The 13,138-nt window shown below is 72.6% G+C and carries 7 protein-coding genes; 5 read left to right on the top strand and 2 right to left on the bottom strand.

Annotated features, from left to right (window positions below; translation table 11 throughout):
* Positions 1-60: 60 nt before the first annotated feature.
* The 3 genes from ABZ858_RS18360 (at position 61) to ABZ858_RS18350 (ending at position 3,796) form a co-directional block, all read left to right on the top strand.
* Positions 61-1,539, top strand: coding sequence for an FAD-dependent monooxygenase (locus ABZ858_RS18360; protein ID WP_361378956.1), 1,479 nt, complete (start codon positions 61-63; stop codon positions 1,537-1,539).
* 328 nt (positions 1,540-1,867) lie between these two features.
* A complete protein-coding gene (locus tag ABZ858_RS18355) occupies positions 1,868-2,728 on the top strand; it encodes a DMT family transporter (protein ID WP_361379532.1) in 861 nt (286 codons plus the stop codon).
* Positions 2,729-2,872: 144 nt separating this feature from the next.
* Positions 2,873-3,796: a LysR family transcriptional regulator gene (locus tag ABZ858_RS18350; RefSeq protein WP_361378952.1), complete on the top strand. Its 924-nt coding sequence runs from the start codon at positions 2,873-2,875 to the stop codon at positions 3,794-3,796.
* A 174-nt stretch (positions 3,797-3,970) separates the two neighbouring features.
* Here ABZ858_RS18350 and pepN read toward each other — a convergent pair whose 3' ends face one another.
* Positions 3,971-6,550 (bottom strand): aminopeptidase N, encoded by a 2,580-nt coding sequence (gene pepN, locus ABZ858_RS18345; RefSeq protein WP_361378949.1) that lies wholly within the window; start codon positions 6,548-6,550, stop codon positions 3,971-3,973.
* Positions 6,551-6,666: 116 nt separating this feature from the next.
* Complete coding sequence (locus tag ABZ858_RS18340; protein WP_361378946.1) at positions 6,667-7,683, bottom strand: aspartate-semialdehyde dehydrogenase; 1,017 nt, start codon at positions 7,681-7,683, stop codon at positions 6,667-6,669.
* 397 nt (positions 7,684-8,080) lie between these two features.
* Here ABZ858_RS18340 and ABZ858_RS18335 point away from each other — a divergent pair, with 397 nt between their 5' ends.
* A complete protein-coding gene (locus ABZ858_RS18335) occupies positions 8,081-8,560 on the top strand; it encodes an NUDIX hydrolase (protein WP_361378943.1) in 480 nt (159 codons plus the stop codon).
* 469 nt (positions 8,561-9,029) lie between these two features.
* Complete coding sequence (locus ABZ858_RS18330; protein ID WP_361378940.1) at positions 9,030-13,094, top strand: LamG-like jellyroll fold domain-containing protein; 4,065 nt, start codon at positions 9,030-9,032, stop codon at positions 13,092-13,094.
* The last annotated feature ends 44 nt before the right edge of the window (positions 13,095-13,138 follow it).

The raw sequence follows: 13,138 nt of genomic DNA, 5'->3' as shown, positions 1-13,138 counted from the left end.
TTGGCCAACGGCTGTCGGCCAACAACCGCTGGCCGCCGGAGCAGGCTTCGAGGAGGCCTCATGACCACCCCCGCTCCCACCTCCACTCCCGCCCCCACCCCGGCTCCCGCTCCCGTGATCGTCGTCGGCGCCGGCCCCACCGGCCTCCTGCTGGCCGGTGACCTCGCCACCGCCGGTGTCCCCGTCACCCTCGTCGAGAAGCGCCCGCACCGGATCAGCAACCTCTCCCGCGCGTTCGCCCTGCACGCCCGCAGCCTGGAGCAGCTCGACGCCCGCGGCCTCGCCGACGAACTGGAGGCGGTGGGCCGCCCGCTGGACCGGCTGCGGCTGTTCGGCCGGCTGGAGCTGGACCTCACCGCGCTGCCCTCCCGCTTCGCGCACGTCCTCGTGCTGCCGCAGTACGAGGTGGAGAAGGCACTGGAGCGGCGCGCGGCCGAGGCCGGGGTGGACTTCCGCTTCGAGACCGAGGTGACCGGGCTGACCCAGGACGCGGACGGGGTGACGGTGCAGGTCCGCGGGGACGGCGGCGCGCCGGCCGAGGCGCTGCGGGCGGCGTACGTGGTCGGTGCGGACGGGATGCGCAGCGCGGTGCGCGAGGCGGTGGGGCTGCCGTTCCCGGGGCGCTCGGTGATCCGTTCCGTGGTGCTCGCGGACGTACGGCTGGCCGAGCCCCCCGAGACCCTGCTGACCGTCAACGCCGTCGGGGACGCCTTCGCCTTCCTCGCACCCTTCGGCGACGGCTACCACCGGGTCATCTGCTGGCACCGCGGCCACGACGTGCCCGACGACACGCCCGTCGGCCTCGACGAGGTCCGGGAGATCACCCGGCTCGCCCTCGGCCGCGACTTCGGCATGTACGACGCCCGCTGGCTGTCCCGCTTCCACAGCGACGAACGGCAGGCGCCCGCCTACCGCGTCGGCCGGGTGCTCCTCGCCGGTGACGCCGCCCATGTGCACTCCCCGGCCGGCGGCCAGGGCATGAACACCGGCCTCCAGGACGCGGCGAACCTCGGCTGGAAGCTCGCCCAGGTCGTCACCGGCCACGCGCCGCGGGCGCTGCTCGACACCTACCAGGCCGAACGCCACCCGGTCGGCCGGTCCGTGCTGCGCAGCAGCGGCGGCCTGGTGCGCCTCGCGATGGCCGGGCGTCCCTGGTCCCGGGCCCTGCGCGCCGCGCTCGCCGGCGCCGTGACCACCCTCGCCCCCGCCCGCCGCGCGGCGACCGGCCAGATCACCGGCATCGGCTACCGGTACGCCGCTCCCCGCGGCTCCCACCGCCTGGTCGGCACCCGCGTCCCGGACCTCGCCCTCGCCGGCGGCGGCCGGCTCTACGAGGCGCTGCGCGGCGGCCGGTTCGTCCTGGTGACGCCTCAGCCGTACGAGGCCGGTCCCGGCCGGGCCCCGCGGCTGGCCACCGCGCGCTGGGCGAGCGGCCGGCGCACGACGCTGCTGGTGCGCCCCGACGGGTACGCGGCCTGGGCGGCGGACGAGGCCGACCCCGCCGCCGTGGCGGCCGCCCTCGCCGCCCACGTGGGCTGACCCGCGGCCTCGGGAGCCCCGGACGTTTCAGTTTTCCTGAACGAAATCGTCGAAAAGATTCGATGGACGTGACGGGTGGCGTGCGGCGACGGTGGATGCGGACCGATCCGTCTGATCCGTCCGAGCCGTCCGATCCGCCCGCCCGACCATCGAAGGGACCTCCGTGGCCGCCGTCCTCAACAGGACCACCACACCGACCGCCTCCACCCCGACCGCCTCCCCATCAACCGACTCCACCCCGACCGCCCCCGAACCGTCCGCCCCCGGACCGTCCGCCCCCGGACCGTCCACCCCCGCCCCGGCCCCCGCCCGCAAGGCCGCCGCCCCCGTGCTCGGCCTCGCCCTCGCCGCGCTCGCCACGGTCGTCTGGTCCGGCAGCTTCGTCACCTCCCGGGCGCTGCACGACAGCGTCCCGCCTGTGCAGCACGCCTTCTGGCGCTGGGTGATCGCACTGGTGGCCGTCGCCCCGTTCGGCGCCCGGCGGGCCTGGCGGCAGCGGCACCTGATCCGCCGGCACGCCCGCTTCGTCCTGCCGGCCTCGCTGCTCGGCGTGGCCGTCTACAACACCCTCGTCAACCAGGCCGGGCTGACCACCCCGGCCGCCACCATGGGCATGATCATGGCCGCCTCGCCGGTCCTGATGGCGGTGTTCGAACGGCTGGGCGGGGCGCGGCTCGGCGCGCGGCGCACCGCGGGACTGCTGACGGCGTGCGCGGGCGTGCTGCTGCTGACCCTCGGCACCCGGGGCGGCGCGGGCTTCTCGTCCGGCGGCCTGTGGATGATCGCCGCCGCCTGCTGCTTCGCGGGCTACAGCGCCCTGCTCCGCCGCCGCCCCGCCGAACTGGACGGCACCGCCTTCCTGTTCACGTCCTTCCTCGTCGGCGCCGTCCTGCTGCTGCCCGCCGAGGCCGCGAGCCTCGCCCTCCAGGGCGGCTTCCGGCCGACGCCCGGCACGGTCGGGCCGCTGCTGTACGTGGGCGTGGCCTCCTCCGCGGTCGCCTTCTTCGCCTGGAACAAGGCCATCGCCCTGATCGGCGCGGCCCGCGCGGGCGTCGTCTACTACCTCCAGCCCGTGCTGGTCGCCCTGCTGTCCTGGGCCCTGCTCGGCGAGACCACCGGATGGCCGGGGATGCTGGCCATGGCCCTGATCCTGGGCGGCGTCGTCCTGGGCGCGGGCTCCCGCCGCTGACACCCACGCCCGCCCGCACCCCGCGAGAACGCCCACGAGAACGCCCGCCCGCACCCCCCCCGCAGGAACGCCCGCCCCGCCGAAGCGCCCGCGAGAACGCCCGCCCCTCCCCTCCCGCCGGGCAGGCTCCTGTAGCGTGCCCGCATGGCCGAGTGGGACCTGAGGAAGCTGAGGGTCCTGCGCACCCTGGGCGAGCGGGGCACCGTCACCGCGGCCGCCGAGGCCCTGCACATGACACCCTCCGCGGTCTCCCAGCAGCTCACCAATCTCGCCCGGCAACTGGGCGTGCCCCTCCTGGAGCCCCAGGGCCGCCGGGTCCGGCTCACCGACGCGGCCCGGCTCGTGCTCCGGCACGCGGAGGCGGTGTTCGAGCAACTGGAGCGCGCCGACGCCGAGTTGGCGGCCCACGTCCAGGGCGAGGCCGGCGAGGTACGGGTCGGCGCCTTCTCGACCGCGGTCCCCGCACTGGTCGTCCCGGCGGTGCGGGCGCTGCGCGCGACGCATCCGGGAGTGACCGTACGGGTGCGGGAGGCGGAGGCGGGGGAGGCGTACGAGCTGCTCGCCGCCGGCGAGGTGGACCTCGCGCTGTCGCTGGCGGCGCACGCCCCGAGCGCGGCCGACCCCGGCTTCACCCGGGTGCCGCTGCTCGCCGACCCGCTCGACGTGGCCCTGCCGCCCGGCCACCCCCTCGCGGCGGCCGACCGGGTGCGGCTCGCGGACCTCGCCGCCGAACCGTGGATCTTCGGCGGCAGCGGCCCCTGGTCGGACATCACGCGCACCGCCTGCGAGGCGGCCGGGTTCAGCCCGTACCAGGGGCACGCGGCGGCCGGGTGGACGGCGATCCTCGCCATGGTGGAGGCGGGCATGGGCGTGGCCCTCGTGCCGCGGATGGCGGCCGGGCGGCGCGACGGCGTGGTGATGCGCGCCCTGACCGAGGACCGCCCGCACCGGCACGTGGTGGCGGCCCTGCGCAAGGGCGCGGCGGACGCGCCCGCGCCCCGGCGGGTCCTGACGGCCCTGCGCACCGCCGCCACCGCCCTCACGGACCCGCGGCAGACGCGGACCTGACCCCGCCCGGCGCACCCGCACCCGCGCCCACAGACCACGCCCCCCCCACACACACACAGGTCACGCCCCCCCACACACACACCAGGGGCGCCCGGCCATGAACCGGGCGCCCCTGCTGTCGTACCGGAGCCCTACCGAAGCCCTACCGGAGCCGAGTCAGCCCCCGGCGACCGGTCACTTGGCCGCCGCGTCCGCCGTCTGGGCCCTCAGCGAGCGCTCGACGCCCGCGCGGGACTCCGAGACGAGGCGGCGCAGGGCGGCGTTCGGCCCGGCGGCGGTCAGCCACGCGTCGGTGCGGCGCAGCGTCTCCTCGTCGACCTGGATCGACGGGTACAGGCCGACCGCGATCTGCTGGGCCATCTCGTGCGAACGGGAGTCCCAGGTGGCCTTGAGCACCTCGAAGTACCGGTCGGTGTAGGGCGCCAGCAGCTCGCGCTGGTCGGTCTGGACGAAGCCCGCGATGACCGCCTCCTGGACGGCGTTGGGCAGCTTGTCCGAGTCGACGACCGACGCCCACGCCTCGGCCTTGGCCTCCTCGGTGGGACGGGCGGCGCGGGCGGTGGCCGCGTGCCGCTCACCGGCCGCCGTCCGGTCCCGCTCGTACTCGCCGGCGATCTCCGCCTCGTCGAACCGGCCCACCGCCGCCAGCCGCTCCACGAACGCCCACCGCAGCTCGGTGTCCACGGCCAGGCCCTCGACCGTCTGCGAACCCTCCAGGAGCGCGTTCAGCAGGTCGAGCTGCTCGGGCGTACGGGCGGTCGCCGCGAAGGCGCGCGCCCACGCGAGCTGGTGGTCGCTGCCCGCCTCGGCGGCCCGCAGGTGCGCCAGGGTGGCGTCGGTCCAGCGGGTCAGCAGGGCGTCGCGGGCGGCCGGGTCGGCGTACAGGTCGAGGGCCAGCTTCACCTGGCGGTGCAGCGACTGCACCACACCGATGTCGGACTCCTTGCCGATCCCGGACAGCACCAGCGACAGGTAGTCGCGGGTGGCCAGCTCGCCGTCGCGGGTCATGTCCCAGGCCGAGGCCCAGCACAGCGCGCGCGGCAGCGAGGACGCGAAGTCGCCCAGGTGCTCGGTGACGAACGCCAGCGACTGCTCGTCCAGGCGGACCTTGGCGTAGGAAAGGTCGTCGTCGTTGAGCAGGACGACCGCGGGGCGGCGCCGCCCGGCCAGCTGCGGTACGGCGGTCAGCTCGCCGTCCACGTCCAGCTCGATCCGGCCGTCCTCGGCGCGCACCAGCTTGCCGCCGGCCGCGTCCAGGTCGTACAGGCCGATCGCGATGCGGTGCGGGCGCAGCGTGGGCTCGCCCTTCGCGCCCGCCGGGAGCGCGGGAGCCTCCTGGCGGACGGCGAAGGAGGTGACGACACCGTCGGCGTCCGTCTCGATCTCCGGGCGCAGGACGTTGATCCCGGCCGTCTCCAGCCACTTCTTCGACCAGGTCTTCAGGTCGCGCCCGGAGGTCTCCTCCAGCGCGCCCAGCAGGTCGGACAGGCGGGTGTTGCCGAAGGCGTGCCGCTTGAAGTACGCCTGCACACCGCGGAAGAACTCGTCCATGCCGACGTAGGCCACCAGCTGCTTGAGGACGCTGGCGCCCTTGGCGTAGGTGATGCCGTCGAAGTTGACGAGGACGTCGTCCAGGTCGTTGATCTCCGCCATGATCGGGTGGGTGGAGGGCAGCTGGTCCTGCCGGTACGCCCAGGTCTTCATGGAGTTGGCGAAGGTGGTCCACGAGTGCGGCCAGCGCGAGCCGGGGGCGTGCGCCTGGCAGGCGATGGAGGTGTAGGTGGCGAACGACTCGTTCAGCCACAGGTCGTTCCACCACTCCATGGTGACCAGGTCGCCGAACCACATGTGGGCCAGCTCGTGCAGGATGGTCTCCGCCCGCACCTCGTACGCCGCGTCGGTCACCTTGGACCGGAAGACGTACTGGTCGCGGATGGTCACCGCGCCCGCGTTCTCCATCGCGCCCGCGTTGAACTCGGGCACGAACAGCTGGTCGTACTTGGCGAACGGGTACGTGTGGTCGAACTTCTCCTGGAACCAGTCGAAGCCCTGCCGGGTGACCTCGAAGATCGCGTCCGCGTCGAGGAACTCGGCGAGCGAGGGCCGGCAGTAGATGCCCAGCGGCACGGACTGCCCGTCCTTCTCGTACACACTGTGCACCGAGTGGTACGGCCCGACGATCAGCGCGGTGATGTACGTCGAGATGCGCGGCGTCGGCTCGAACACCCAGACGCTGTCCTGGGGCTCGGGCGTGGGCGAGTTGGACACGACGGTCCAGCCCTCGGGCGCCTTCACGGTGAACTGGAAGGTGGCCTTCAGGTCCGGCTGCTCGAAGGAGGCGAACACCCGGCGGGCGTCCGGCACCTCGAACTGCGTGTACAGGTACGCCTGGTCGTCGACCGGGTCGACGAAGCGGTGCAGGCCCTCACCGGTGTTGGTGTACGCGCAGTCGGCGACGACCCGCAGGATGTTGCGGCCCTGGAGCAGGCCGGGCAGGGCGATCCGGGAGTCCTGGAAGATTTCCGCCGCGTCGAGCGCGTCGCCGTTGAGGGTCACCTCGTGGACGGCCGGGGCGATCAGGTCGATGAAGGACGCGGCGCCTCCCTCGGCGACGTCGAAGCGCACCGTGGTCACGGACCGGTAGGTACCGCCCTCCTGCGCGCCGGAGAGGTCGAGATCGATCTCGTACGAGTCAACGGTGAGCAGCTTCGCCCGCTGCTGCGCCTCTTCGCGAGTCAGGTTTGTGCCAGGCACGCGGTCATCTCCTCGTGATGGGTGGGTGCGGTCATCCTTCCACGCCGCGGCCGATGCGAACGGGCGGTCACCGGCCCGCGGTGACCGCCCGTGCGGCGTGATGTGCCCGAAAGGGCCTACGCGCTCAGCTCAGCCGCCACCAGCTCCGCGATCTGCACCGCGTTCAGGGCCGCGCCCTTGCGCAGGTTGTCGTTGGAGATGAACAGGGCCAGGCCGTGGTCCACCGTCTCGTCGCGGCGGATACGGCCGACGTAGGAGGGGTCCTGGCCGGCCGCCTGGAGCGGGGTCGGGATCTCGGAGAGGGCCACACCGGGCGCGCCGGCCAGCAGCTCGGTGGCGCGCTCCACGCTGACCGGACGCGCGAAGCGGGCGTTGACCTGGAGGGAGTGGCCGGAGAAGACCGGCACGCGCACACAGGTGCCGGAGACCTTCAGCTGCGGGATCTCCAGGATCTTGCGCGACTCGTGGCGCAGCTTCTGCTCCTCGTCGGTCTCGTGCGAGCCGTCGTCGACGAGGTTGCCCGCCAAGGGCAGCACGTTGAAGGCGATCGGGCGCTTGTAGACGGACGGCTCGGGGAAGTCGACCGCCGCGCCGTCGTGGGTGAGCCGGTCGGCGTCGGCGACGACCTTCTGCGCCTGGCCGTGCAGCTCGGCCACGCCCGCGAGGCCGGACCCCGACACCGCCTGGTAGGTGGCGACGACCAGGGCTTCCAGGCCCGCCTCCGCGTGCAGCGGCTTGAGCACCGGCATCGCGGCCATGGTGGTGCAGTTCGGGTTGGCGATGATGCCCTTGGGGCGGTCGGTGATCGCGTGCGGGTTCACCTCGGACACCACCAGCGGCACGTCCGGGTCCCGGCGCCAGGCCGAGGAGTTGTCGATCACCACGGCGCCCTGCGCGGCGACCTTCTCGGCCAGCGCCTTCGAGGTCGCGCCGCCCGCCGAGAACAGCACGATGTCCAGGCCGGTGAAGTCGGCCGTGGCCGCGTCCTCCACGGTGACGCCGTCCACGACGGTCCCCGCCGAGCGGGCCGAGGCGAACAGGCGCAGGCCCGTGACCGGGAAGTCGCGTTCCGTGAGGATCCTGCGCATGACCGTGCCGACCTGACCGGTGGCTCCGACGATTCCGACCCTCACGGTGTCTCCCTCTGCGTGTGCTGTACGTGCGTGCGTGCTCGGCCCGCGACATTTCCATGATGCGGCCGACCCCGGCCCACGTGTCCAGTTCTTTGCCCCGCGTGCCCGGGGCAGGGGACGCGTCCGGCCGGCGCATGGTTGCGGTCCTGCGGTCCGCACCCGCGCCGAGCTGCAGAAATTCGCCCGCCGAGGCCCCCGGGCCGCAAGCTGTGCTGCCCGGTGCCTGCCCGCCTCCGGACGGCGCATACGGCGATGTGACGTACGCAACGACCGGACCCGGCCCCCGCCCCGGCCGCCCACCCGGCCCGCCCGGCCGGCCGCCCCGCCCCCGCCGCCCCGCGCCCCGGCTCCGCCCGATTCCCCACCGGCCGGCCTGCCGCTGCCGTAACGTCTCCCCATGCGTGAGGAGTTGCGGGTGGCGGCCTACGCCGTGGTGGTGCGGGACGGACGGATGCTGCTGGCCCGCTGGGTCGCGGGCGACGGGACGCGCCGGTGGACCCTGCCCGGCGGCGGCATGGAGCACGGCGAGGACCCCTACGACACCGTCGTGCGCGAGGCGGCCGAGGAGACCGGCTACACCGTCGAACCGGTCGCCCTGCTCGGCCTCGACTCCATCCGGCGCACCTACCCGCGCCCGCTCGGCACCCACGCCGACTTCCACGGCCTGCGCGTCGTCTACGAGGGCCGCGTCACCGGCGGCGACCTGCGCCACGAGACGAACGGCTCGACCGACATGGCCGCCTGGCACCCGCTGGACGCGGTGCCCGACCTGCCCCGGGTGGGCCTGGTCGACGTGGGCCTGCGCCTGTGGCGCGAACGCCCCGCCCAGGGCCGTACCACCCTCCCGGCCGCCGACACCCCGGCCGGGAGCGACTGACCGCGCGGGGGCCGCCGCTACTCAGTGCGACCTGTCGCTTGCTCGCGGGTGAGTGCGTCCGAACAGAATGGACGAGCGGCGTATCCCGCACCGGAAAGGCTCATTACTTTGCTTTATCTTGGCGATTCTTGGTAAACGTGTTGATCGTCACAGGTGCTTTCCGTGCCTGAGTGGCCGATCTCCTTCCCGACCATTGACCTTTCCTTTGCTCACCCGTCTTAGTGGCGGAAGACAACTGTGAGCGTGCTGTGGGTGGGGTGTGGTGGGAATGTGGGCCCGATTGCGGGGCGGGGGCAGAGCTGTCGGAGCGCTACTGAGCGTGACGCTGGCCGTGGGTGCGGTTCCCGCCCTGGGCGGTGAGGCCGTAACCGCGGCAGCGGCCACGGCACGCAGCGCCGGCGTCGCCGCGTCCGCCGGTGGTGTGTCGGAGGCGGACGCGCTGGCCGAGGCCAGGCGGACGGGGAAATCGGTGGAGGTTTCCGCACAGCGGGCGGAGAGCCGCGAGGTGTTCGCCACGCCGGAGGGGCACGTGGAGGCACGGGAGTACCTGCGTCCGGTCTGGGTCCGTGCTGAGGGCGGCTGGAAGCATGTGGACACCGGTCTGGCGGCGACCGGCGCGGGAATGGTGGCGCCCAAGGCCGTGACGGTGGACGTGGAGTTCTCCGGGGGCGGCGGAACGGTGCCGTTGGTGCGGATGCGGCGTGCCGGGCGTGAGCTGAGCCTGAGGTGGCCGACCCCGCTGCCGGAGCCCCGGCTGGAGGGGCCGGTGGCGACGTATCCGTCGGTGCTGCCGGACGTGGATCTGCGGATGACCGCGCAGGAGGACGGCTTCACCCAGCTGCTGGTGGTGAAGTCGGCCGGCGCTGCGGCGAGTGAGGAGCTGGCCGAGTTGCGGCTGAAGCTCTCGGCGCCGGGACTGGAGGTGCGCGAGACCGGTGCGGGCGGGCTGGAAGCCGTCGACGAAGGTGCCGGGGGTACGGTCTTCGAGGCGCCGAGGCCGATGATGTGGGACTCGAGCGCGGGGAAGCAGACGACACCTGCCGCCCCGGGGCCGCGTGGCGCCGCGGCCGGTGCGCATGCGGCGGCGGCGGACACGAGCGGTGAGCCGGGCGCGGCCGAGTCGGGCAAGCTCGCGCCGGTGGGCGTGGAGGTGACGGCCGAGCGCGACGAGTTGGTGCTGACTCCGGACGCCGGTGTGCTGAAGGGCGCCGATACCACCTACCCCGTCTATATCGACCCGCAGTGGTATACGCCGAAGGCGTCGACGTGGACGATGGCGTCGAAGTACTGGGCGTCCTCTCCCCAGTGGAAGTTCAACGGCGAGCCGGACGCCGGTCTGGGTTACTGCGGCTGGGACTACTGCCAGCCGTATGACACCAAGCGCCTCTTCTATCAGGTCCCCACCTCGACGTTCGCGGGCAAGTCGATCCTGTCGGCGGAGTTCGTGGTCCGCAACACCTGGTCGGCGTCCTGCTCTGCCCGGGCGGTGGAATTGTGGCAGACCAAGGACATCTCCTCGTCGACGACGTGGAACAGCCAGAACGCCTCGGGTTTCTGGATCAAGGAATTGGCGTCGGCGTCGTTCGCCTACGGCTTCAGCGGCTGTGCGGCCAAGGACGCCGAGTTCAACGTCAAGCCGGCGGTCCAGGCGGCCGCGGACAAGAAGAGCGCGACGATGACATTCGGGCTGCGGGCGTCCAGCGAGACGGACCGCTACGGCTGGAAGCGCTTCTCCGACAAGGCGTACCTGCGAGTCCAGTACAACCGGCCGCCGCAGCAGGTCAGGATGGCGCAGCTGACGATGGAGTACGGCGGCACCTGCAAGAAGCCGGACGATTCCGTGCGGGTGCGCACCCTCGGCAGGATCTACGCGAACAACGTCACCGACCCGGACGGCGACAACGTCGCCGTGCAGTTCCAGGCGTCATGGGACACGGGGGACGGCAAGGGAGCGATCAGCCGGTGGACGCCGGCGCTGACCTCGTTCAAGAAGTCCGGGTCCAGCTTCTCGATCGGCCTGCCGCCCAGTGTGCCGCAGAACAAGCAGATCAACTGGTCCGTGCGCAGCTATGACGGGGCCCAGTACTCGCCGTGGTCATTCACGGGTGACCCGACCGGTTGCTACTTCGTCTACGACACCAGCGTCCCCAAGGCACCGTCGGTCTCCTCGGGCGAGTACCCGGCCTCCAACCCGGAGGACCCGGACGACCCCTGGTACGACGGGGTCGGCCACTACGGCACTTTCTCCCTCGGCTCCTCATCGGCGGACGTGGTCCGCTACCGCTACGGGTTCAACACCGACCCGAGCCCGGCGCAGCAGATCACGACCACCGCGGGCGCGGCCAAGTCCCTGCGCCTGCTGCCGGCCAGGCCCGGACTGAACTTCGTCACCGCTCAGGCGTTCGACCAGGCGGGTAACGGTTCAGAGGTGCGGACCTATCAGTTCCGGGTGAAGGCCGGCCAGCCGGAGCGGGCGATGTGGCAACTGGACGAGGCCGCCGGTGCCACCACCAGCGCGTCCACCACCACCCCCCGGACCGTGCGCCTGCACGGTGGTGCCGCTCTCGGTGCCGAGGGCCGGAAGGGCACCGGGCTGCACTTCGACGGCACGTCAGGGTACGCCGACTCCGACCTGACCGTGGTGGACACCTCGGACAGCTTCTCCGTCGCGGTCTGGGCGCGGCTGGACCGGATGCCGGCCGGCGCGGCGATCATCGCCGCCCAGCCCGGCAATTACTCTCCCGGCTTCGAGCTGTACTACTCCAAGGACTACGACCGCTGGGTGTTCAACCAGTACACCGCCGACACGGCCGGCGCTGCCATAGCCCGGGCCATGGCAGCGACGCCGGGAGACGCCAGGGCCGGTGAGTGGGCCCATCTGGTGGGGGTGTACGACGGCAAGGCCAAGCAACTGCGGCTCTACGTGAACGGCAAGCAGGCCGGAGCCACCGCGTACTCCACCGCCTGGGAGGCACGCCGCGGGATCCAGCTGGGCTCCGGCATCTACAGCGGCGTCCACAAGGCATTCTTCCCCGGCACCGTTGACGATCTGCGAGTCTTCGACAGGGCGGTCAGTTCGGCCGAGGCCGGACAGCTGTACCAGGGCCAGGAACTCACGACCGGACGACCGGCCCGGGCCGTCTTCCCGCTGGACGGGGAGGCGACCACACAGGAGACAGCCGGAACGGCGCCCGAGCAGCCGCTGACCCTGCACGGCGGCGCCACCCCGGGCGACAGGGGCGTGGCGGGCGGCGCCCTGAAGCTGGACGGCCGCAGCGGCTACGCGGCCACAGAGCTGCCGGTCCTCGACACGGCACATTCGTACACCGTTTCCGCCTGGGCGAAGCTGCCGGAAGGAGGCACGAGCGGCAACCGCACCGTGCTCAGCCAGAGCGGCACCTACTACACCCCGTTCTACCTCTCCTACGAGGCAGGGGTGAACACCTGGAGCCTGCGCACCTCGCTGGAGGACATCGAGGCGGGCAACATCCACGACCAGCTGGTGCGGGCCGCACAGCCCGCCAGGCCCGGCGAGTGGACCCATCTGATGGCGGTCCATGACGCCGACGCCCAGCAGATCCGCCTGTACGTCAACGGGCAGTTGCAGGGCAGCGCCGCGGCGCCCAGGACCTGGGAGGCCCAGGGGCCCGTACAGGTCGGCCGTGCCATCTGGAGGGGCACGTACGGCGACTACTTCCCCGGGAGCATCGACGACGTACGGCTCTTCGACCGGCCGGTCGGCGACGACGAGGCCCGCCAGATCTTCCAGCAGCGCCCACTGGTCACCAGCCGCTGGACGTTCGAGGAGACCACCGGGACCAGCCCCACGAACGCCCTCAACGCGGTACCGGGGGGCAGCGCGCTCACGCTGTACGGCGACGCGAAGAAGTCCGGCACCGCCTTCATCGGCGCCGGCGGCCTGGAACTGGACGGCGCCGGTGATTACGCGGCCACGACATCCGTACCGGTCGACACCAGCGCCAGCTATACCGTCGCCGCCTGGGCACAGGCTGCCGCCCTGCCACCGGGCGGTGTCGCGCTGATCAGCGCCGAAGGCTCCACCCAGAGCGCCTTCACCGTCCGCTTCGTACCGGATGCCGCGAACCCGCAGGGCCTTGGCCGCTGGGAACTGGGGATACCGGACAAGGACGGTACGGACGCAACGGTCGTACGCGCGGCGAACAGCGAGTTCTCCGACGCGCGGGACTGGAACCACCTGGCCGTCGTCTACGACGGCTTCACCAAACAGGCCCGCCTGTATGTCAACGGAACGCTCCAGCAGATCACCTGTGCCGCTGAGGACGGGACCGAGAACTGCACGGACCAGGCCTCCTGGGCCGAGAACACCCTCGCCTTCAAGGCGACCAAGTCCCTCCAGGTCGGTCGCGCCAAGACCGCCGGGAACTGGGGCGAGTACTTCCCCGGCCTGGTCGACGACGTGTGGACCTTCCAGGGCGCACTGACCGACGAACAGGTCGGGAAGCTGGCCGCCAGCTGGTTCGACGTACCGACCGAGGTGCCGGGCGTCGGCTGACCTCCGGTGGCGGGACACACACCCCACTCCCAGCACAGCTCTGC

Origin of the sequence: Streptomyces sp. NPDC047017 (assembly GCF_040644175.1) — a bacterium.
Classification (GTDB): domain Bacteria; phylum Actinomycetota; class Actinomycetes; order Streptomycetales; family Streptomycetaceae; genus Streptomyces.
The sequence above is the reverse complement of the archived record's forward strand: the minus strand, read 5'-3'. Positions and strand labels throughout refer to the sequence as shown.